The organism is Pseudomonas sp. GW821-FHT02A08, from assembly GCF_059422045.1.
Window position 1 is genome coordinate 1 of the sequence record NZ_JBWKWD010000035.1, and the last position, 20,604, is coordinate 20,604.

Consider the following 20,604-nt stretch of genomic DNA (forward strand, 5'->3'; position numbering starts at 1 on the left):
CTACGCCTTTTTGCTGGTTCCATTACGTCCTCCTGAAAAACAGATCAGAAGGTGTAAACCTTATTCAGGACGGGACAAAGTAAACAAAAAAGGCCCGCATCGCTGCGGGCCTTCTTTTTAAGCAGGGTGGAGCAGGGGATTAACCCGCCACCAACACCCGAATCGCTTCCAGTCGCAGCGCAGCCTTGTCGAGCATGGCCAGGCCTTGCTCGCGTTGTTTGCGCAGGGCCACCAGTTCGCTGTCGCGCACGGTCGGGTTGACCGCTTGCAAGGCGGTCAGGCGCGCCAGTTCTTCTTCGGTATCGGCGGCCAGGCGACGCTGCGCCTCGGCGACACGTTCAGTGTGGCGCGGCAGGATCTTCGCTTCACCGGCGTTGATCCGTGGCGTCAGTTGGTCACGCTGGGCCTGGATGAACTTGTTGGCGCTGGCACGCGGCACGCTTTCGAGCTGGTCGTTCAAGGTTTCGAACGACACGCGGGCCGACAGGTCGTTGCCGTTGGTATCGAGCAGGCAGCGCAGGGCGGCCGGCGGCAGGTAGCGACCCAGTTGCAGCGAGCGCGGGGCAACTACTTCGCTGACATACAGCAGTTCCAGCAACACGGTGCCGGGCTTCAGCGCTTTGTTCTTGATCAGCGCCACGGCGGTGTTGCCCATGGAGCCGGACAGCACCAGGTCCATGCCGCCCTGAACCATCGGATGCTCCCAGGTGATGAACTGCATGTCTTCGCGAGACAGCGCCTGGTTACGGTCGTAAGTGATGGTCACGCCTTCGTCGTCGCCGAGCGGGAAGCTGGCGTCGAGCATTTTTTCACTCGGCTTGAGGATCAGCGCGTTTTCCGAATGGTCTTCGCTGTCGATGCCGAAGGCGTCGAACAGGGTTTCCATGTAGATCGGCAGCGCGAACTGATCGTCTTGCTCAAGGATATCTTCCACCAGCGCATCGCCTTCGCCCGCGCCACCGGAGTTCAGCTCCAGCAAGCGGTCACGGCCGGTGTGCAGCTCGGCCTCCAGGCGCTCACGCTCGGTGCGGGCTTCGTCGATCAGCGCTTGCCACTCGCCATCGTCGGCTTCTTCGAGCAGCGGCAGCAGGCGCGGGCCGAACTGGTGCTGCAGGGCGTTGCCGGTCGGGCAGGTATTGAGGAACGCGTTCAGCGCTTCGTGGTACCACTGGAACAGACGCTCTTGCGGGCTGGTTTCCAGGTACGGCACGTGCAGTTCGATGATGTGCTTCTGGCCGATACGGTCCAGACGACCGATGCGTTGTTCCAGCAGGTCCGGGTGGGACGGCAGGTCGAACAGCACCAGGTGATGGGAGAACTGGAAGTTGCGACCTTCACTGCCGATTTCCGAGCAGATCAGCACTTGCGCGCCAAATTCTTCGTCGGCGAAGTAGGCGGCGGCGCGGTCACGCTCGAGGATGTTCATGCCCTCATGGAACACCGTGGCCGGGATGCCGGAACGCACGCGCAGGGCGTCTTCCAGGTCCATGGCGGTTTCGGCGTGGGCGCAGATCACCAGCACTTTGGTGCGCTTGAGCATCTTCAGCTGGTCGATCAGCCACTCGACGCGCGGGTCGAACTTCCACCAGCGTTCTTCTTCGCTGGCGTCCGGTTGAGCCTGGAAGCTGACTTCCGGGTACAGTTCGGCATGATCGCCCAACGGCAGTTCGAGGTATTCGTCCGGGCACGGCAGTGGGTACGGGTGCAGCTTGCGCTCCGGGAACCCCTGCACGGCGGCGCGGGTGTTACGGAACAGCACGCGGCCGGTGCCGTGGCGGTCGAGCAATTCACGCACCAGACGGGCGCTGGCTTCGGTGTCGCCATCGTTGACGGCCGCCAGCAGGGCTTCGCCTTCGTTGCCGAGGAAACCGTGGATGGTCTTGTGGGCTTGCGGCGACAAGCGCCCCTTGTCCAGCAACTCCTGAACGGCTTCAGCCACCGGGCGATAGTTTTCGCTCTCGGCGCGGAAGGCTTGCAGGTCGTGGAAGCGGTTCGGGTCGAGCAGGCGCAGACGAGCGAAGTGGCTGTCCTGGCCCAGTTGTTCCGGGGTGGCGGTCAACAGCAGTACGCCGGGAATGGTCTCGGCGAGTTGCTCGACCAGGGAATACTCGGGGCTGACCTGATCTTCGTGCCACACCAGGTGGTGAGCCTCGTCGACCACCAGCAAGTCCCAGCCCGCCGCGAACAGCGCGTCCTGGGCCTTCTCGTCGTCCACCAGCCACTCAAGTGCGACCAGCGCGAGCTGGGTGTCTTCGAACGGGTTGCCGGCATCGCTTTCGATGAAGCGTTCTTCGTCGAACAGCGCGACCTGCAGGTTGAAGCGGCGGCGCATCTCCACCAGCCATTGGTGCTGGAGGTTTTCCGGAACCAGGATCAGCACGCGGTTGGCGCGGCCCGAAAGCAATTGGCGATGGATCACCAGGCCGGCTTCAATGGTTTTGCCCAGGCCCACTTCGTCGGCCAGCAGAACCCGTGGCGCGATACGGTCGGCGACTTCGCGGGCAATGTGCAACTGGTGCGCGATCGGTTGCGCACGCACACCGCCCAGACCCCATAGCGAGGACTGCAACTGGCGGCTGGTGTGCTCCAGTGTGTGGTAACGCAGGGAGAACCAGGCCAGCGGGTCGATCTGGCCGGCGAACAGACGGTCGCTGGCCAGGCGGAACTGGATGAAGTTCGACAGCTGGGTTTCCGGCAGGGTGACCACTTCGTTCTGCCCGTTGAGGCCGTGATAGACCAGCAGGCCATCGACGTCGTCGACTTCGCGAACGGTCAGCTTCCAGCCTTCGAAGTGAGTGATGGAGTCACCCGGCGAAAACCGCACACGGGTGAGGGGCGCATTCCTTAGCGCGTACTGGCGAGTGTCGCCAGTGGCCGGATAGAGCACGGTCAACAAGCGGCCGTCCTGTGCCAGAACGGTGCCTAAACCCAGCTCGGCTTCGCTGTCACTGATCCAGCGTTGCCCCGGTTGATACTGCTGCGCCATGCTGCCTGACTCCCACCTGAAAAAGCGGGCTATCTTAACGGAATGAGGGCTTCAGGGCCAAAGGACTCTCAGAAAAACTCACAGTCATACGTTAGCCCACCTGTGCATGACGCGCCGTCCGGTGCACTAATGAGTGCCAAATGAGTCACAGTTTGCGACCGATGGCTCAAGTCGCCATCCCCGCAGCCGACAGCCTGCTGAGAGGAGACTGAAAACATGCTGCCACCGATGCTCCCATTGAGTGCCGTGCCGATCACTTCACAGACCGATCCGATCCGTCAGCGTCCGGATATTCCTCCGGTGGTGCCGGTGCAGGAAAGCTCCAGTGAAAGCACCATCGACCTGCAAAAGCGCAATCCTGAAGAGGACGGGTTGGTGCTGCGCGAGGAACAGCGCCGCAGGCAGGAGCAGGAACGACGTCGCCACGAGGCTGATAATGACCCCGAGGCTCACCTGGCGATTCCCGGGGATGAGCTCAATGCCGACAACACCGTGCCGGTGGCGCCGCTGATGGAAGATCAGCCGCGGCAGGGGCTGTGGGTCGATATCGAGATTTGAGCGCAGGCTGGTCAGCACGGCCGTCAGGCCGCATTATTGGCGCAGGGTTGCCGAACGCTACGGCGGCTTAAACTCATTTCAAGCGATGCACTGACCGCCATGAGCCAAGACGACAAACTGATTGACCTCAATGCTGAACGCGCCAAGCGTGTTCATGACCTCAATGACAAGCGACTCAATGAAGTTCGCCAGGCGTTCGAGCAGGCCATGCCGTTGGGCAAGGCCAAAAAAAAGCCGAAGAACAAACCGAAAAAGCGCTGAAAGCCCCCGCATTCATTGATGCGGGTCAAACTTCCCCCTCCCTCTTGCCCAGTCTCGGGCGACATTGATCCCGGTCAATATTCTCTCCTGCCCGTTTGGTTAACTTAGCCCTATCGCAACAGGGCAGGTACAGGAGACGCGTCATGTTTTTCGACAACGTGGTGATCGCCGGAGTGCTGACCGTCAGCCTCATGCTTGTATTTTTTGCAGGGTTCGGACTTTTTATCTGGAAAGATTCGCACAAGCGGAAGTAACCGTAGTTCTTTCTGGATGCAATGAGCACGCAAGGCATTTTGGGCAACTTCGGTTGCCCTTTTTTTTGCCTGTCTTTTGAGGAAGTACAGAAGATAAATGTGGGAGCGGGCTTGCTCGCGAAGAGGCCGTGTCAGTCGGTATCTATGTTTACTGACACACCGCCTTCGCGAGCAAGCCCGCTCCCACATTGGTTCTATGGTGTTAAGACGATTGCAGCAATAAAAAAGGCGCGTTCCTTGCGGAGCGCGCCTTTTTCGTTTGGCTGCTTATCAGCTGCCAAGGGCCTTCGAGGCCAGCCAGAACAACCCGGCCGACAGGGCCACGGTGGCTGGCAGGGTCAATACCCAGGCCAACAGGATGGTTCTGACGGTGCCGCCTTGCAGGCCGCTCTTGTTGGCGACCATGGTGCCCGCCACGCCCGAGGACAGCACGTGGGTGGTGGAAACCGGCAGGCTGAAGATGTTGGCCATGCCGATCAGGCTGGCGGTGGTGATCTGCGCCGACATGCCCTGGGAGTAGGTCATGCCTTGCTTGCCGATCTTCTCGCCAATGGTCAGTACCACGCGTTTCCAGCCGACCATGGTGCCCAGGCCCAAGGCCAGTGCAACCGCCAGGATCACCCAGAATGGGGCGTATTCGGTGGTGGTGGTCAGGTCCTTGCGCAGCTTGTCCAGGTCAGCCTTTTCACGGGCACCGAGCGTTGGCAACTTGCTGACTTTCTTCGCCGTGTCGTCCAGACAGAGCAGGTAACGACGTACTTCGATGCGGCTTTCCGCCGACAGCGAGTGGTAGTCCGCTACACCCTTGAGGGTGCCGAGCAGGGCGCTGATGGTCGGTTCGGTCTGTTGCGGGTTGCAACGGAATTTCTCCGGCAGATCGCCTTCCACGCTCTTGCCCAGGGCCAGGAACTCACCCAGGGTTTCCGAGTTGCGCTGGTAGAACTGGCTCAGGTGCAACGTGGCGTCGCGAGTCCGCTCGATCTGATAGGTCGTGCTGTTCAGGTCGAGGACGAACTGGGCCGGCACGATGCCGATCAGGACCAGCATGATCAGGCCGATACCTTTCTGGCCATCGTTGGAACCGTGCACGAAACTCACGGCCATGGCCGAGATCACCAGTACCAGGCGATTCCAGAACGGCGGGTGTTTCTTGTCGTCGATCTTGCGGCGCTGTTCCGGCGTCTTGTGCATCTTCGACAGCGGGCGCCACCATTTAAGACCGATCAGGATCAGTGCGGCGATCAGGAAACCGGCCATCGGCGAGAACACAAGCGACATGGCGATATCGATCGCCTTCTGCCAGTTCACGCCATCGGCCAACGGTATGTCGTTGATCAAGGCGTTCGCCAGGCCCACGCCGAGGATCGAACCGATCAGCGTATGGGAGCTGGAGGCGGGGATACCGAAGTACCAGGTGCCCAGGTTCCAGGTGATGGCTGCGGCGAGCAACGAGAACACCATCGCCAGACCATGGCCGGTGTTCACATTGATCAGCAGCTCCACCGGCAGCAGGTGAACGATGGCATACGCCACGCCGACCCCGCCCAGCAGCACGCCGAGGAAGTTGAACACACCGGAGAAGAACACCGCCAGGTGAGGCGGCATGGCTTTGGTGTAGATAACGGTCGCCACCGCGTTAGCGGTGTCATGAAAGCCGTTGATGAACTCGAAGGCGAGGACAAAGGCCAGGGCGAGCAAGAGGCTCACAAGCACCCAAGCATCCAGTCCGCTGAATAAATCGATCATGAAGGTTTTCTGACCCGGTCATAAGGGGGCGCGATTATGCCAGAAAAGACTGCTAATCAATGCACTAGCTGCTCATCGGTTACATTCTTCAACGATTTTTTTTGCCGCCGTACCTGAAAACCCACGGTTTTGCTGCGTTTTTTAAGTTGTTGATTTAAATGAAAAAATACTCTGTCACAAAACCGTCGCGACCCGGTAAGAGGTGCCTGAACGGCTGTGAGAAAAATCTGAGAAATAGGTCAGATACCGGAAATCTGCCGGATTCGGCGACGGTGATGGCCGCTGCCCGCTCGTAGCGGGCGCGAAAGGCAACATCCATACATCCCGCTTTTAACGGGTGCAGAGGCAGGCCCTTGTCAGGATCAGGCCGAAGCAGTCACGGCTCTTCGGCTTTGAGTTCCTTTTCCATTTTTTGAATTTCCTGCTGGAAAACCTGATCCTGAACGGTGGCGCGTTTACGCCAGGGTTTGCGTTCCGGTTCGGGTTGAGCGGCGTAAGTGGTGACTTCTCCGCCGTAAACTTCCTTGTAACGTTGTTCCTGGCGCTCTAGTTCCGCGCGCAGTTCGTCTTTCGTCACAGTGCTACCTGATTGAGTTGGGATAAATTCTGGTGAAAACGCGCTGCATCAAATCGTTTGATCATGTTCGTCGAATGGTCAATGCCCGTCCAGGCATCGTTTTTGACAATAACGTGATCAATACTTCCATGTCACAGGCGGCCACGGCACCAGAGATAAACAGCTGACGTAGCTTCAGTTTCCTGGTTCGGCAAGCGCATCGGCAAGGCTGTGCAATGCGGATCTGGCGCTTGCAACGGGCAACGGTGATGGAACATCGCATTGCCGGGCAGCGGGCTCGGCAAGTAAAAAACCGAAGCGCTACTGAATTGTATTATAGCGGGCGATTTGAAGAACACTATCTCCAAAGAGTTAAAAGTTGTTCTTGGTGTGTGACCGTTTTGTTGCTCGCAACTTTACGATTAAGTAGAGCGTCGACTGATTCCAGATCGCTGCGATGCCTTTCTGATGCCATTCAGTCAGGCAAGTTACGGTAATTGGATTTCCCCATTAAGTCCGGTGCCGATTCGACGTAAACATGGGGACGAGAGTCGATGAAAACCGGGCATCGGCGTATCGGTGGATTGCGATTATCGGTCGATCGTTCGATAATCGCACGGAGTTGACGAGTCGGGCTTGAGCGCCAGGCGCCAGCCCTTTGTAATAGTCGCTGATCCGAATGGGTAAAAGGACCTTGTATGAACGATCAAATGCGCAATTCCTTCGCTTCAGTGGCTCCTCCCATCGTTGCCTCACCGGCCAAACGGATCCAGGCACTGACCGGCGATCCGGACTTCATGACGTCCCTGGCCCGTGGCCTGGCCGTGGTGCAAGCGTTCCAGGAGCGCAAACGGCACCTGACCATCGCCCAGATCAGCCACCGCACGGAAATTCCCCGCGCCGCCGTGCGCCGTTGCCTGCACACCCTGATCAAGCTCGGCTACGCCACCACCGACGGCCGCACCTATTCGCTGCTGCCCAAAGTGCTGACCCTCGGCCATGCCTATGTTTCATCGACGCCGCTGGCGGTTTCCGCCCAGCCTTACCTGGACCGCATGAGCGAGCAACTGCACGAGGCCTGCAACATGGCCACGCTGGAGGGTGATGACATTCTGTACATCGCCCGCTCCGCGACCACCCAGCGCCTGATTTCGGTGGACCTGTCGGTAGGCGGACGCTTGCCGGCCTATTGTACGTCGATGGGGCGGATCCTGCTGGCCGCTCTGGATGACACGTCGCTGGGCGAATACCTCGACCACGCCGAATTGCAGGCCAAGACCAGCCGCACGATCCACACCCCCGAGGCGTTGCTCGAATGCCTGCAAGAAGTACGACTGCAAGGCTGGTGCATCGTCGATCAGGAGCTCGAGCAAGGGCTGCGTTCGATTGCCGTCCCGGTGTACGATGCTTCCGGGCAGGTGGTGGCGGCCCTCAACGTCAGCACCCATGCGGGGCGAGTCAGCCGCAATGAACTGGAACAGCGTTTCCTGCCCGGTTTGTTGAGCGCCAGCCGCGACCTCAGCGCCCAGCTGTTTGCCTAAGCTGTTCGATAAACGCACAGAGTCGCGTTTATCGAATTGACGCTGTTTCCTCGGGATCATTACTGTCGCGGCTTCGTCAGCATCTGCTGACACCGTTCGACTGCGATCCGTGGAATAAAAATAATGAACCAGCCTCAGTCTGCTGTAGGTAACTGCCTCGACGTGCAGTCCTTCATCAATGCCCAACCCATTTCGCGCTACCAGTGGCGCGTGGTGATTCTGTGTTTCCTGATTGTCTTCCTCGATGGCCTCGACACCGCGGCCATGGGTTTCATCGCCCCGGCCCTGTCCCAGGACTGGGGTATCGACCGTGCCAGTCTCGGCCCGGTGATGAGTGCGGCGTTGATCGGCATGGTCTTCGGCGCACTGGGCTCCGGCCCTCTGGCTGACCGCTTCGGGCGAAAAGTCGTACTGGTCGGTGCGGTGCTGTTGTTCGGTGCCTTCAGCCTGGCCTCGGCCTACAGCACCAATGTCGATCAGTTGCTGGTGTTGCGCTTCCTGACCGGCCTGGGTCTGGGTGCCGGCATGCCGAACGCCACCACGCTGCTGTCGGAGTACACCCCGGAGCGCAAAAAATCCCTGCTGGTGACCAGCATGTTCTGTGGCTTCAACCTCGGCATGGCCGGTGGCGGATTCATCTCGGCCAAGCTCATTCCGGCCTTTGGCTGGCACAGCCTGCTGTTGATCGGCGGGATTCTGCCGCTGATCCTTGCCGTGGTTTTGCTGCTCTGGCTGCCGGAGTCGGCGCGTTACCTGGTGGTGCGCAACCGCGGTACGGACAAAGTGCGCAAGGCACTGGCGCCGATAGACCCGATGGTGGTGGCCCAAGCGTCCAGTTTCAGCGTACCGGAACAGAAAACCGTGAAGGCGCGCAATGTGTTTGCGGTGATCTTCTCCGGCACCTACAGCACCGGCACCTTGTTGTTGTGGTTGACCTACTTCATGGGGCTGGTGATCGTTTACCTGCTGACCAGCTGGCTGCCGACCCTGATGCGTGACAGTGGCGCGAGCATGGAGCAGGCGGCCTTCATCGGCGCGCTGTTCCAGTTTGGTGGCGTGCTGAGTGCAGTGGGCGTGGGCTGGGCGATGGACCGGTTCAATCCGCACAAGGTTATCGGCACTTTCTACCTGCTGGCCGGGGTGTTTGCCTACGCAGTAGGGCAGAGCCTGGGCAACATCGCACTGCTGGCGACCCTGGTGCTGGTGGCCGGGATGTGTGTCAACGGTGCGCAATCGGCGATGCCGTCATTGGCGGCGCGGTTCTATCCGACTCAAGGGCGGGCCACCGGAGTGTCGTGGATGCTCGGCATCGGCCGCTTCGGTGCCATCCTTGGTGCCTGGATGGGCGCGACGCTGCTGGGGCTGGGCTGGAACTTCGAGCAAGTGCTGACGGCGCTGGTGATTCCGGCGGTGCTGGCGACGACGGCGGTGGTGATCAAGGGCATGGTCAGTCATGCGGATGCGACCTGAGTTCAGGCTTCGGAATCTTCAGTAAGTTTGATGGCCTCTTCGCGGGCAAGCCCGCTCCCACAGGGATACGCGGTCACCTGTGGGCTTGCTCGCGAAGCTTTTGGGGATCGGTAGCCAGACAACAATGTGTTCGATAATCGAACGCTTAGTCGATTATCGGATTGTTTGGCGTTTTTCACAGGCTTAACCTTCAGTCATTCCGGCGCTGCGCATCGGCGCCTTCTTCCACTGTCGGTTAACAATAAACGGGAGCCTGCCCCAATGGCTGAAATCCTTTCGCTGCACGACGCGGTGAAGCAATTCGTAAACGACGGCGATACGGTCGCGCTCGAAGGCTTTACTCATCTGATCCCGACGGCGGCGGGTCACGAAATCATTCGCCAGGGCAAGAAAGACCTGACCCTGGTGCGGATGACCCCTGACTTGATCTACGACCAGTTGATCGGTGCCGGTTGTGCCCGCAAGCTGATTTTCTCCTGGGGTGGTAACCCTGGCGTAGGCTCGCTGCACCGTCTGCGTGACGCCGTAGAGAAGCAGTGGCCCCACGTGCTGGAAATCGAAGAACACAGCCATGCCGACCTGGCCAATGCCTATGTCGCCGGCGCTTCCGGCCTGCCATTCGCGGTCCTGCGTGCCTACGCCGGTTCCGACTTGCCGAAGGTCAACCCGCTGATCAAATCCGTCACTTGCCCGTTCACTGGCGAGGTGCTGGCCGCCGTGCCTTCGGTACGCCCGGACATTACCGTGATTCACGCGCAGAAAGCCGACCGCAAAGGCAATGTGCTGCTCTGGGGCATTCTCGGCGTGCAGAAAGAAGCCGCGCTGGCCGCCAAGCGCTGCATCGTCACCGTTGAGGAAATCGTCGACGACCTCAATGCACCGATGAACTCCTGTGTATTGCCAACCTGGGCCTTGAGCGCGGTTTGCCACGTGCCTGGCGGCGCGCATCCGTCCTACGCCCACGGCTACAACGAGCGCGACAACCGCTTCTACCAGGCCTGGGACCCGATTGCCCGCGACCGTGAAACCTTCACCGCGTGGATCAACGAATACATCCACGGCAGCGCTGACTTCAGCGAGTTCCAGGCCAAACTGGCCGCCGCTTCGGAGGCGAAGTAATGACTTACACCACCAATGAAATGATGACCGTCGCCGCCGCTCGCCGCCTGAAGAACGGTTCGGTGTGCTTCGTCGGGATCGGCCTGCCGTCGAAAGCGGCCAACCTGGCGCGCCTGACTTCTTCACCTGATGTGGTGCTGATTTACGAATCGGGTCCGATCGGTGCCAAGCCAAGTGTATTGCCACTGTCGATCGGTGACGGTGAGTTGGCGGAAACCGCCGACACCGTAGTCCCGACCGGCGAGATTTTCCGTTACTGGCTGCAGGGCGGGCGCATTGACGTCGGTTTCCTCGGCGCGGCGCAGGTCGATCGTTTCGGCAACATCAACACCACCGTTGTGGGTGATTATCACGCGCCGAAAGTGCGCCTGCCGGGTGCAGGTGGCGCGCCGGAAATTGCAGGTTCCGCCAAGAGCGTGTTGATTATCCTCAAGCAATCGTCGCGCTCCTTTGTCGACAAACTCGATTTCATTACCTCGGTCGGCCACGGCGAGGGCGGTGATTCACGCAAGCGTCTCGGCCTGCCAGGCGCCGGTCCGGTCGGGATCATCACCGACCTGTGCATCATGGAGCCGGAGGAGGGCACCCACGAATTCGTGGTCACCGCATTGCACCCGGGCGTGACCCGCGAGCAAGTGGTCGCCGCCACCGGTTGGGCGATTCGCTTTGCCGACCATGTTGAGCAAACCGCCGAGCCGACTGAAGTCGAACTGACTGCGCTGCGCGACCTCGAAGCCCGCACCGCTGCCGCCCACGGCCAAGCCCCCGGAGAAGCGTGATGCGTGACGTTTATATCTGCGACGCGATTCGTACCCCCATCGGCCGTTTCGGCGGTGGCCTGTCGACGGTTCGCGCCGACGACCTGGCGGCCGTGCCGATCAAGGCACTGATGGAGCGTAACCCGTCAGTGGACTGGACCGCCGTGGACGAGGTGTTCCTCGGCTGCGCCAACCAGGCCGGTGAAGACAACCGCAACGTCGCACGTATGGCGCTGCTGCTGGCGGGCCTGCCGGAAACCATTCCCGGCGTGACCCTCAACCGCCTCTGCGCTTCGGGCATGGATGCCATCGGTACCGCGTTCCGCGCCATCGCCAGTGGCGAGATGGAGTTGGCGATTGCCGGTGGCGTCGAGTCGATGTCCCGCGCGCCGTTCGTGATGGGCAAGGCCGACGCGGCGTTCTCGCGCAACATGAAGCTCGAAGACACCACCATCGGCTGGCGCTTCATCAACCCGTTGATGAAAGCCCGGTACGGCGTGGATGCGATGCCGCAAACCGGTGACAACGTGGCCGACGATTACAAAGTCTCCCGCGAAGATCAGGACGCCTTTGCTCTGCGCAGCCAGCAGCGCACCGCCGTCGCGCAAGCCACCGGGTTCTTCGCCGAAGAAATCGTCGAAGTGCGCATTGCCCACAAGAAGGGCGAAACCGTGGTCAGCCAGGACGAACATCCTCGCACCGACACCACCCTGGAAGCCCTGACCAAACTGAAACCGGTCAACGGCCCCGACAAAACCGTCACCGCCGGTAATGCCTCGGGTGTAAACGACGGCGCAGCCGCATTGATCCTGGCCTCGGCCGAAGCCGTGAAGAAACATGGCCTGACCGCCCGCGCCAAAGTGTTGGGCATGGCCAGCGCCGGTGTAGCCCCTCGGGTGATGGGCATCGGCCCGGTGCCGGCGGTGCGTAAACTGACCGAGCGCCTCGGCGTGGCAGTCAGCGATTTCGATGTGATCGAACTCAACGAAGCCTTCGCCAGCCAGGGCCTGGCGGTGCTGCGTGAACTGGGGATCGCCGACGATGCCGCCCAGGTCAATCCGAACGGTGGCGCGATCGCCCTGGGCCATCCGTTGGGCATGAGCGGTGCGCGTCTGGTGCTGACGGCGTTGCATCAGCTGGAAAAGACCGGTGGCAAGAAAGGTCTGGCGACCATGTGCGTCGGTGTCGGTCAAGGTCTGGCCTTGGCGATCGAGCGCGTCTGACGCGCTCTGAAGACTTATAAGAACTGAGGAAAATTTCATGACTGACAAGCCTGGTTACCGTCGCCCGCAGGCGGGCACTCAGCCGCAATACCTGCACCCGGCCTATCAATCCACCAACCTGCGCTCGCCGTCAAAGCCGTTGGTGTTTTTGCCCCATTCGTTATCGGAAATCACCGGTCCGACTATCGGTGCCGAGCGCGTCAACGAGAAGGACAACGACCTGACTGCCCAGCATGAGGGGCAGCCACAGGGTGAACGCATTATCATTCACGGCCGCGTGCTGGACGAAAACGGTCTGCCGGTTCCGGGGATTCTGGTGGAGATCTGGCAGGCCAACGCCGCCGGTCGCTACGCCCATGCCCGCGACCTGCACGACGCACCGCTGGATCCGAATTTCACCGGTACCGGCCGCACCGTGACCGACGCCGATGGCTGGTATCAGTTCCAGACCATCAAGCCCGGCGCCTATCCGTGGGGCAATCACCACAACGCGTGGCGCCCGGCGCACATCCACTTCTCGCTGTTCGGTCCGAGTATCCTGACGCGCCTGGTGACGCAGATGTATTTCCCGGGCGACCCGCTGCTGGCGTACGACCCGATCTACAACTGCGTGCCCGATACCAGCGCCAAGGAGCGTTTGATCGCCACGTTCGATCTGGAAAAAACCATCCCTTCCTATGCCCTCGGTTATCGCTGGGACATCGTATTGCGCGGCCGCGACGCCACGCCGATGGAGAAATAAGATGACGCTGACTGCGACCACGTCCCACACCGTCGGGCCGTACTACCACATCGGCCTGACCTGGCTGAACCGCGAAAACCTGACCGTCGAACAAACCCTGGGCGAGCGCGTGGCGATCACCGGGCAAGTGGTCGACGGCAATGGCGACATCGTCAATGACGCGATGCTGGAAGTCTGGCAGGCCAACGCCGCCGGCAAGTATGACCATCCGGAGGACGACCAGGAAAAACCCCTGGACCCGAACTTCGAAGGCTTTGGCCGGGTGCCGGTGGATGCCGAAGGGCGCTTTCGTTTCACGACCATCAAGCCGGGAACGGTCGAGGGGCTCAACGGCACGACTCAGGCACCGCACCTGGTGGTACTGGTGTTTGCCCGTGGTCTGGTGAAGCACCTGCTGACACGGATCTACTTTGATGGAGAGGCGGCCAACGTGAACGATCCGTTGCTGGAATGCGTGCCGGCCGAGCGTCGCAATACGTTGCTGGCCAAGCAGGATGCGTCGGGCGTGTACCAGTGGAACGTGATTCTGCAGGGTACCGATGCCGAGACGGTGTTCTTCGACTATTAAGCGAACACCGCAAAAAAACTGTGGGAGCGGGCTTGCTCGCGAAAGCGGTGTATCAGACAACATTGATATCGACTGATACGACGCCTTCGCGAGCAAGCTCGCTCCCACAGGGATATGTGTTCGCCAATGCATCTGTGGAACGGGACTGTTGCAAAGTGTGTCTAGACTCTCTCTGCCCCCATTGAGTGAAAAAACAATGACAACACCCACAGCTTCTATAGCTCTTTATACGGGCGAAGAACGCAGCAAGCGGATCTTCGCCATCGTCGGTGCCTCGTCCGGCAATCTGGTCGAATGGTTCGACTTCTACGTCTACGCTTTCTGCGCGATCTATTTCGCCCCGGCGTTTTTCCCGTCCGATAACCCCACCGTGCAGTTGGTCAACACCGCAGGCGTGTTCGCCGCCGGGTTCCTGATGCGGCCGATTGGCGGCTGGATTTTCGGTCGGTTGGCGGACAGGCACGGGCGCAAGAATTCGATGTTGATCTCGATTCTGATGATGTGCTTCGGCTCCTTGCTTATCGCCTGCCTGCCGACCTACAACAGCATCGGGGTCTGGGCACCTATCCTGTTGCTGTTCGCCCGTTTGCTGCAAGGTTTGTCGGTGGGCGGTGAGTACGGCACTACCGCGACCTACATGAGCGAAGTAGCGCTCAAGGGCCAGCGCGGTTTCTTCGCCTCGTTCCAGTACGTGACCCTGATCGGCGGCCAGTTGCTCGCGGTGTCGCTGGTGGTGATCCTGCAACAGTTCCTCACCGAAGATGACCTGCGTGCTTACGGCTGGCGGATTCCCTTCGTGGTGGGAGCCATGGCGGCGCTGGTTTCGCTGTATCTGCGTCGTTCGCTCAAAGAGACCACCAGCAAGGAAATGCGCGAAAACAAGGACGCCGGCAGCATCAGCGCACTGTTTCGCGACCATAAAGCCGCGTTCATCACCGTACTCGGTTACACCGCCGGTGGTTCGCTGATTTTCTACACATTCACCACGTACATGCAGAAGTACCTGGTGAACACCGCCGGCATGCCGGCCAAGACCGCCAGCTACATCATGACCGGCGCGCTGTTCCTTTATATGTGCATGCAACCGGTTTTCGGCATGCTCGCCGACAAGATCGGCCGGCGTAACTCGATGCTCTGGTTCGGCGCCCTCGGCACGCTGTGCACCGTGCCGATCCTGTTGAGCCTCAAAAGCGTGACCAGTCCGTTTCTGGCCTTCGTGCTGATTACCCTGGCGCTGGCGATCGTCAGTTTCTACACCTCCATCAGTGGCCTGGTGAAAGCCGAGATGTTCCCGCCCGAGGTGCGCGCACTGGGTGTCGGCCTGGCGTATGCGGTGGCGAATGCGATCTTCGGTGGTTCGGCGGAGTATGTGGCCTTGAGCCTCAAGGCCGTGGGCATGGAAAACTCCTTCTACTGGTACGTCACGGTGATGATGGCGGTGGCATTCCTGTTCAGCCTGCGCCTGCCGAAACAGCCGAAGTATCTGCAGCAAGACCTTTGATCTTCACGCGCGGGTCGCAAAGGCCCGCGCCTTAAGGAACTGTTTATGAACCAGCGACCGGGCAATCAATTGTTCGATGCCTATTTCACGGGCCGCGATATGCGTGAGGTGTTCTGCGATCCGGGCCGGGTCCAGGCCATGCTCGATTTCGAAGCGGCACTGGCCAGGGCCGAAGCGCGGGTCGGGTTGATTCCGTCGAGTGCTGTCGCGCCGATTGAAGCGGCTTGCCGCGCCGGGCTTTACGACTTTGCGGCGTTGGGCGAGGCGATTGCCACGGCGGGTAATTCGGCGATTCCGTTGGTCAAGGCGCTGGGCAAACAGATCGCGGCCACCGATGCCGAAGCCGAGCGCTATGTGCATCTGGGCGCGACCAGTCAGGACGTGATGGACAGCGGCCTGGTGCTGCAACTGCGCCGCGCGCTGGAGCTGATCGAGAGCGACCTGGCACAACTGGGGCAGACCCTCGCGTCCCAGGCCCAGCGCTACGCGACCACGCCATTGGCCGGACGCACCTGGTTGCAGCATGCAACGCCGGTCACCCTCGGCATGAAAATCGCCGGTTGGCTGGGGGCGGTGACGCGCAACCGGCAACGCCTGGCCGAACTCAAGCCGCGCCTGCTGGTGCTGCAATTCGGCGGTGCGTCCGGAACTCTTGCGGCCCTTGGCGAACAGGCCATGCCGATTGCCCGGGCGCTGGCCGAAGAACTGCAATTGACCCTGCCTGAGCAGCCGTGGCACACCCAGCGTGACCGTGTGGTGGAGTTCGGCGCCGCGCTTGGCCTGATCGCCGGCAGTCTCGGCAAACTCGGGCGCGACATCAGCCTGCTGATGCAAACCGAGGCAGGCGAAGTGTTCGAGCCCTCGGCGCCAGGCAAGGGCGGCTCCTCGACCATGCCGCACAAGCGCAATCCGGTGGGCGCGGCGGTGTTGATTGGCGCGGCGACGCGTGTACCGGGTTTGCTTTCGACGCTGTTCAGCGCCATGCCCCAGGAACACGAGCGCAGCCTCGGCCTGTGGCATGCCGAGTGGGAAACCCTGCCGGAGATTTGCTGCCTGGTGTCGGGCAGCCTGCATCAAGCATTGTTGATCGCCCAGGGGCTGGAAGTGGATGCCGAGCGCATGGCTCGCAACCTCGATTTGACCCAGGGCCTGGTGCTCGCCGAAGCGGTGAGCATTGTCCTCGCGCAGCGGGTAGGGCGCGATACCGCGCATCATCTGTTGGAGCAATGCTGCAAACGCGCCGTGACCGAACAACGTCACCTGCGTGCGGTCCTCGGCGACGAACCGCAAGTGACCGCCGAGCTGTCGGCGGCTGAGCTCGATCATCTGCTTGACCCCGCCCACTATCTCGGTCAGGCCAAAACCTGGGTCGAGCGGGCGGTGGCTGAACATTCTGCATTGACTGCCTGAAGGAGACTTGCTGTGGCTTTTGTACAACTCGCCGAGGGCGAACTGCATTACCAACTCGATGGGCCGGTCGACGCGCCGGTGCTGGTGCTGTCCAACTCCCTGGGCACCGACCTGCACATGTGGGACGCGCAAATCCCGGCGTTCACCGAGCATTTTCGCGTGTTGCGTTTTGACACCCGTGGTCACGGCCAATCGCTGGTGACGCCGGGCTCGTACAGCATTGAGCAACTGGGCCGCGACGTGCTCGCATTGCTGGATGCCTTGCACATCGAGCGTGCGCATTTCTGCGGACTGTCCATGGGCGGGTTGATCGGCCAGTGGCTGGGCATCAATGCCGGCGATCGCCTGAACAAGCTGATCGTGTGCAACACCGCGGCGAAAATCGGCGATCCGTCGGTGTGGAACCCGCGTATCGAAATGGTGCTGCGTGATCGTCAGGCGGCCATGGTTGCCCTGCGCGATGCGTCGATTGCCCGCTGGTTCACCCCGGACTTCTCCGAAGCCAACCCGGCGGTGGCCAAGCAGATTACCGATATGCTCGCGGCCACTTCACCAGAAGGCTATGCAGCCAACTGCGCAGCCGTGCGCGATGCCGATTTCCGTGATCAATTGTCGTCGATCAAGGCACCGCTGCTGGTGATTGCCGGTACCGAAGACGCCGTGACGCCGCCGTCCGGTGGGCATTTCATTCAAGAGCATGTGCGCGGGGCCGAGTACGCCGAGTTCTACGCCGCGCACTTGTCCAACGTCCAGGCAAGCGATGCGTTCAGCGAGCGCGTGCTGGCGTTTCTGTCGGCTGATTGAGGGTATTGCTGTGGATGAGAAACAACGTTACGACGAGGGGATGAAAGTCCGCCGCGCAGTCCTCGGCGACGCCCACGTCGACCGTAGCCTGACCACCCTGACCGAGTTCAACTCGGAGTTTCAGGAGATGATCACCCGCCACGCCTGGGGTGACATCTGGACTCGCCCGGGCCTGCCGCGCCATACCCGCAGCCTGATCACCATCGCCATGCTGATCGGCATGAACCGCGAGGGCGAACTCAAGCTGCACCTGCGTGCCGCCGCCAACAACGGCGTCAGCCGTGGCGAGATCAAGGAAGTGATCATGCAGAGTGCAATCTACTGCGGGATTCCGGCGGCCAATGCGACATTCCACCTGGCCGAGTCGGTGTGGGATGAGTTGGGGATTGAGTCGCGGGAGTAAGCCCGATGATTTGCATTGATTGAACTGACGTCTTCGCGAGCAAGCCCGCTCCCACATTAGACCGTGTTTGCCGTTGCGGCTCGGTCAACTGTGGGAGCGGGCTTGCTCGCGAAGGCGATCGTAAGGTCTAGAGCAGGCTGATCGGATAGCTGATGATCAAGCGGTTCTCATCGAACTCGTTGTTGCTGTAATCCCGGCGCATGGTCGAGTTGCGCCATTTCAGGTTCAGGTCCTTCAGCGCACCGCTTTGCACGGTGTAGCCCAGTTCCGATTCACGTCCCCATTCCTTGCCATCGGTGATGCTGCCGGTGTGCACGTTGTCGCCACTGATATAGCGGTTCATCAGGGTCAGGCCCGGTACGCCGAGGGCGGCGAAGTTGTAGTCGTGACGTACTTGCCAGGATTTCTCCTGGGCGTTGTCGTAGCTGGAGTTGTAGCTGTCGTTGGCCAGTGTGCCGCCGCTGGTGCCGTTGACCCGCATCCAGGCATTGTCGCCGGTGAGTTTTTGCAGGCCGACGTAGAAGGTGTTGCCGCCGTATTTGGCCGAGAACAAGCCGTACATGGTTTTGTTGTCCAGCTCACCGGCCCGGGCGCTGCCGTCATCCTTGCCATGGAAGAAACCGAGGTTGGCGCCCAGGGTCCAGTCGCCAAGCGGTTGGCTGTGGATCAAGTTGACGAATTGCTGGCTGTAGATGTCCTTGAGCTCGGCGTTCCACAGGCCGATCTGGGTGCGCTTGTCGTTGAACACGTACTCGCCGCCCTGAAAGTTGAAACGGTCGGAGGTGAACGCGGCTTTGCCGGTCATCGACATGTCGCTCATGCTGCTGTCGTCCCGTGGGCTGTTCTGGCGGAACTGGCCGCCGTAGAGCGTCAGGCCATTGATTTCCTTCGAGGTGATCTGGCCGCCACGGAAGGTTTGCGGCAACGAACGACCGTCGTCCGAACGCAGGATCGGCAGCACCGGCATCCACTCGCCGACTCTCACTTCGGTCTGCGACAGCTTGGCTTTGAACGCCACGTTGGTGCGCCCGAAGTTATCCGCCGGACGACCGTCGTGATCCAGTGGCAGCAGTTGCGTGCCGCCGGTGCCTTTGCCGCCGTCGAGCTTGACCGAATACAAACCGAGCACATCCATGCCGAACCCGACGGTGCCTTGGGTGAAGCCGGATTTGGCATCGAGAATGAAGCTTTGCGTCCACTCTTCAGCCTTGCCCTGGGCCTTGGTCGGGTTGGTGAAGTTGCGGTTGATGTAAAAGTTGCGCAGGTTCAGGTTGACCTTGGCCCCTTCGACAAAACCCGACTCTTCGGCATAGGCGGGCAGGGCGGCGCTGGCCAGGGCGGCGGCGATCAGGCTGGGTACGAAATACTGCGCGGTGGAGGACGTCATGAGCTCGGGTCTCTCTAATTCTTGGGGATGAAGCGCGGTGATGCCGCAACCCGGGGTTGCAGACGAATATTTGAAATCAGCACAAAACGAAGCGGATCAGCCGGAGAGGGCGGGGCGCGGGGACATGGTGTCGAACCTGTTGTTATTGGTTTTGTGGTTCGGATGGTGCGTGGAATGTACTGGATGGTTCAATCGTAAAAAGCGGGTTTTGGGCGATTATCGAACGCAACATTGGGCATGGTTTTGTAATGGTTTTACGGGCCTCTTCGCGAGCAAGCCCGCTCCCACAGGAGGGCCGGGTTTGGCAAAAATCTTATGCACGCCGTAAGTCCACTGTGGGAGCTTGCTCGCGATGGGGCCATAACCGACAAAACAGATTTTCAGGCAACCAACAAAAAGCCCACCAATCGGTGGGTTTCTTGTTTTCACAGCGCTATCAGAAATACTTCATCTTCGGCGCTTCTTCCTTCAACGGCTCGTTCTTCGCCGTCTGTTCGTTCCAGCCACCACCCAGTGCCTTGTACAGGTTGACCTGACTGATCAGCTGCGCCAGGCGATCGGTAATCAGTGCCTGTTGTACATCTGAAGTTTTTTACTGAAATTGGTCGGTTTGTCCTTGCTAACTGGTATTTCTGACAGTAGAGGGAGCTGATTTACAGGTGTAGTCTCTTGTGTGATGTATTTAGTAAATATCTCGTAGTGATATAAATTTAGGAGCAAGTGGCATGACTGATAAAGAAATTGAAGTGCGTTCCTTTGAAGCTATTGATGTTCGTGGCGCAAGGTATGAGAAGCCCAATAGCGCACAGGGATTTATCAAGCTCGAAGTTACAAGGGGCAACGCTGTTCCAGTATCTTTGGAAACTAGATGGATCAGCTTCGTCATGGGAAACACAAGCCTCTCTCTGGAAGCTTATTTTGGAGAGGATACTGGTCATCTTGTACAGGCAGTCGGCTTCATGACCATCATTATGCCGGCAAAGGGAAGTTATGAAATCAGAGATCCTTTTGGAGACCAGCCTTGGCAGGTAGCGGCTTTATTTGGCAAAGGGAGGCCAGATGCAAATCTGCAAGGTGATAATTATGGGAAAGGAAAGTTAACTGTGTCGGACATTATCGACGACTCGGCGAGAAAATATATTAAAGGCAGTTTTGAGTTTATATACTTGGATCGGAATGGTGTGGTGGTGAAAGTTGTGTCGAAAGAGTTTTCGGCCGAATATGATGGTTAGCTCTTTAATTGTCTTTCTGGTGTTTCAGGTTAAGATTTTTTAGTATGAATAATAGTTGTTTTATGTAAAAAGCCCACCAATCGGT

General features: G+C 59.9%; 19 protein-coding genes and 1 pseudogene. 15 read left to right on the plus strand and 5 right to left on the minus strand.

Going from position 1 to position 20,604, the window contains the following annotated elements; all coding sequences use genetic code 11:
• Positions 1-139: 139 nt before the first annotated feature.
• The gene (rapA, locus tag AC07W4_RS21520; RefSeq protein WP_495033902.1) at positions 140-2,986 is read right to left on the minus strand and encodes an RNA polymerase-associated protein RapA; all 2,847 of its coding nucleotides are present in this window, start codon (positions 2,984-2,986) and stop codon (positions 140-142) included.
• Between the two features lie 216 nt (positions 2,987-3,202).
• Here rapA and AC07W4_RS21525 point away from each other — a divergent pair, with 216 nt between their 5' ends.
• From AC07W4_RS21525 to ccoM, 3 genes are all read left to right on the plus strand, one after another.
• Positions 3,203-3,544 (plus strand): hypothetical protein, encoded by a 342-nt coding sequence (locus tag AC07W4_RS21525; RefSeq protein WP_008054180.1) that lies wholly within the window; start codon positions 3,203-3,205, stop codon positions 3,542-3,544.
• A 99-nt stretch (positions 3,545-3,643) separates the two neighbouring features.
• Positions 3,644-3,805 (plus strand): hypothetical protein, encoded by a 162-nt coding sequence (locus AC07W4_RS21530; RefSeq protein WP_008016476.1) that lies wholly within the window; start codon positions 3,644-3,646, stop codon positions 3,803-3,805.
• A 143-nt stretch (positions 3,806-3,948) separates the two neighbouring features.
• Positions 3,949-4,059, plus strand: coding sequence for a cytochrome c oxidase subunit CcoM (gene ccoM, locus AC07W4_RS21535; protein ID WP_429487836.1), 111 nt, complete (start codon positions 3,949-3,951; stop codon positions 4,057-4,059).
• A 270-nt stretch (positions 4,060-4,329) separates the two neighbouring features.
• On the opposite strand, the gene AC07W4_RS21540 is transcribed toward ccoM, so the two are convergent.
• Both AC07W4_RS21540 and AC07W4_RS21545 read right to left on the minus strand, forming a co-directional pair.
• Entirely contained in the window at positions 4,330-5,805 is a 1,476-nt protein-coding gene (locus tag AC07W4_RS21540; RefSeq protein ID WP_495033903.1) for an inorganic phosphate transporter, read from the minus strand.
• A 376-nt stretch (positions 5,806-6,181) separates the two neighbouring features.
• Entirely contained in the window at positions 6,182-6,382 is a 201-nt protein-coding gene (locus AC07W4_RS21545; protein ID WP_008054177.1) for a hypothetical protein, read from the minus strand.
• 677 nt (positions 6,383-7,059) lie between these two features.
• Between AC07W4_RS21545 and pcaR the strand changes: the two genes are divergently transcribed.
• The 11 genes from pcaR (at position 7,060) to pcaC (ending at position 17,900) form a co-directional block, all read left to right on the plus strand.
• Entirely contained in the window at positions 7,060-7,902 is an 843-nt protein-coding gene (gene pcaR, locus AC07W4_RS21550) for a pca regulon transcriptional regulator PcaR (RefSeq protein WP_008054175.1), read from the plus strand.
• A gap of 123 nt (positions 7,903-8,025) precedes the next feature.
• The gene (gene pcaK, locus AC07W4_RS21555) at positions 8,026-9,372 is read left to right on the plus strand and encodes a 4-hydroxybenzoate transporter PcaK (RefSeq protein WP_495033904.1); all 1,347 of its coding nucleotides are present in this window, start codon (positions 8,026-8,028) and stop codon (positions 9,370-9,372) included.
• Positions 9,373-9,633: 261 nt separating this feature from the next.
• A complete protein-coding gene (locus AC07W4_RS21560; protein WP_495033905.1) occupies positions 9,634-10,491 on the plus strand; it encodes a CoA transferase subunit A in 858 nt (285 codons plus the stop codon).
• Positions 10,491-11,270 carry a CoA-transferase subunit beta gene (locus tag AC07W4_RS21565; protein WP_008054172.1) on the plus strand — a complete coding sequence of 260 codons (780 nt, stop codon included), beginning with the start codon at positions 10,491-10,493 and terminating at the stop codon, positions 11,268-11,270. The genes AC07W4_RS21560 and AC07W4_RS21565 overlap by 1 nt, the downstream gene beginning before the upstream one ends.
• Positions 11,267-12,472, plus strand: a complete 1,206-nt coding sequence (gene pcaF / locus AC07W4_RS21570) for a 3-oxoadipyl-CoA thiolase (protein ID WP_495033906.1) — start codon at positions 11,267-11,269, stop codon at positions 12,470-12,472. Before AC07W4_RS21565 ends, pcaF begins: the two co-directional genes overlap by 4 nt.
• 37 nt (positions 12,473-12,509) lie before the next feature.
• Positions 12,510-13,214, plus strand: a complete 705-nt coding sequence (gene pcaH, locus AC07W4_RS21575) for a protocatechuate 3,4-dioxygenase subunit beta (protein ID WP_008054170.1) — start codon at positions 12,510-12,512, stop codon at positions 13,212-13,214.
• A 1-nt stretch (position 13,215) separates the two neighbouring features.
• Positions 13,216-13,782: a protocatechuate 3,4-dioxygenase subunit alpha gene (gene pcaG / locus AC07W4_RS21580; RefSeq protein WP_495033907.1), complete on the plus strand. Its 567-nt coding sequence runs from the start codon at positions 13,216-13,218 to the stop codon at positions 13,780-13,782.
• A 196-nt stretch (positions 13,783-13,978) separates the two neighbouring features.
• Positions 13,979-15,283 (plus strand): MFS family transporter, encoded by a 1,305-nt coding sequence (locus tag AC07W4_RS21585; protein ID WP_495033908.1) that lies wholly within the window; start codon positions 13,979-13,981, stop codon positions 15,281-15,283.
• A gap of 45 nt (positions 15,284-15,328) precedes the next feature.
• Positions 15,329-16,693, plus strand: coding sequence for a 3-carboxy-cis,cis-muconate cycloisomerase (locus AC07W4_RS21590; RefSeq protein ID WP_495033909.1), 1,365 nt, complete (start codon positions 15,329-15,331; stop codon positions 16,691-16,693).
• Positions 16,694-16,705: 12 nt separating this feature from the next.
• Positions 16,706-17,497, plus strand: a complete 792-nt coding sequence (gene pcaD, locus AC07W4_RS21595; protein WP_495033910.1) for a 3-oxoadipate enol-lactonase — start codon at positions 16,706-16,708, stop codon at positions 17,495-17,497.
• A 10-nt stretch (positions 17,498-17,507) separates the two neighbouring features.
• Positions 17,508-17,900 (plus strand): 4-carboxymuconolactone decarboxylase, encoded by a 393-nt coding sequence (pcaC, locus tag AC07W4_RS21600; protein WP_495033911.1) that lies wholly within the window; start codon positions 17,508-17,510, stop codon positions 17,898-17,900.
• A gap of 127 nt (positions 17,901-18,027) precedes the next feature.
• Here the strand turns inward: pcaC and AC07W4_RS21605 are convergent, their stop codons facing one another.
• Entirely contained in the window at positions 18,028-19,287 is a 1,260-nt protein-coding gene (locus AC07W4_RS21605) for an OprD family porin (RefSeq protein WP_495033912.1), read from the minus strand.
• A 436-nt stretch (positions 19,288-19,723) separates the two neighbouring features.
• Positions 19,724-19,864, minus strand: a pseudogene (locus AC07W4_RS21610) (hypothetical protein); the annotation flags it as partial.
• A gap of 148 nt (positions 19,865-20,012) precedes the next feature.
• Here AC07W4_RS21610 and AC07W4_RS21615 point away from each other — a divergent pair.
• A complete protein-coding gene (locus tag AC07W4_RS21615; RefSeq protein ID WP_495033913.1) occupies positions 20,013-20,519 on the plus strand; it encodes a hypothetical protein in 507 nt (168 codons plus the stop codon).
• The last annotated feature ends 85 nt before the right edge of the window (positions 20,520-20,604 follow it).

Coding starts and splice junctions, on each gene's coding strand:
- rapA (WP_495033902.1), bottom strand. CDS start 2,986: ATGGCGCAGCAGTATCAACCGGGGCAACGCTGGATCAGTGACAGCGAA.
- AC07W4_RS21525 (WP_008054180.1), top strand. CDS start 3,203: ATGCTGCCACCGATGCTCCCATTGAGTGCCGTGCCGATCACTTCACAG.
- AC07W4_RS21530 (WP_008016476.1), top strand. CDS start 3,644: ATGAGCCAAGACGACAAACTGATTGACCTCAATGCTGAACGCGCCAAG.
- ccoM (WP_429487836.1), top strand. CDS start 3,949: ATGTTTTTCGACAACGTGGTGATCGCCGGAGTGCTGACCGTCAGCCTC.
- AC07W4_RS21540 (WP_495033903.1), bottom strand. CDS start 5,805: ATGATCGATTTATTCAGCGGACTGGATGCTTGGGTGCTTGTGAGCCTC.
- pcaR (WP_008054175.1), top strand. CDS start 7,060: ATGAACGATCAAATGCGCAATTCCTTCGCTTCAGTGGCTCCTCCCATC.
- pcaK (WP_495033904.1), top strand. CDS start 8,026: ATGAACCAGCCTCAGTCTGCTGTAGGTAACTGCCTCGACGTGCAGTCC.
- AC07W4_RS21560 (WP_495033905.1), top strand. CDS start 9,634: ATGGCTGAAATCCTTTCGCTGCACGACGCGGTGAAGCAATTCGTAAAC.
- AC07W4_RS21565 (WP_008054172.1), top strand. CDS start 10,491: ATGACTTACACCACCAATGAAATGATGACCGTCGCCGCCGCTCGCCGC.
- pcaH (WP_008054170.1), top strand. CDS start 12,510: ATGACTGACAAGCCTGGTTACCGTCGCCCGCAGGCGGGCACTCAGCCG.
- pcaG (WP_495033907.1), top strand. CDS start 13,216: ATGACGCTGACTGCGACCACGTCCCACACCGTCGGGCCGTACTACCAC.
- AC07W4_RS21585 (WP_495033908.1), top strand. CDS start 13,979: ATGACAACACCCACAGCTTCTATAGCTCTTTATACGGGCGAAGAACGC.
- AC07W4_RS21590 (WP_495033909.1), top strand. CDS start 15,329: ATGAACCAGCGACCGGGCAATCAATTGTTCGATGCCTATTTCACGGGC.
- AC07W4_RS21605 (WP_495033912.1), bottom strand. CDS start 19,287: ATGACGTCCTCCACCGCGCAGTATTTCGTACCCAGCCTGATCGCCGCC.
- AC07W4_RS21615 (WP_495033913.1), top strand. CDS start 20,013: ATGACTGATAAAGAAATTGAAGTGCGTTCCTTTGAAGCTATTGATGTT.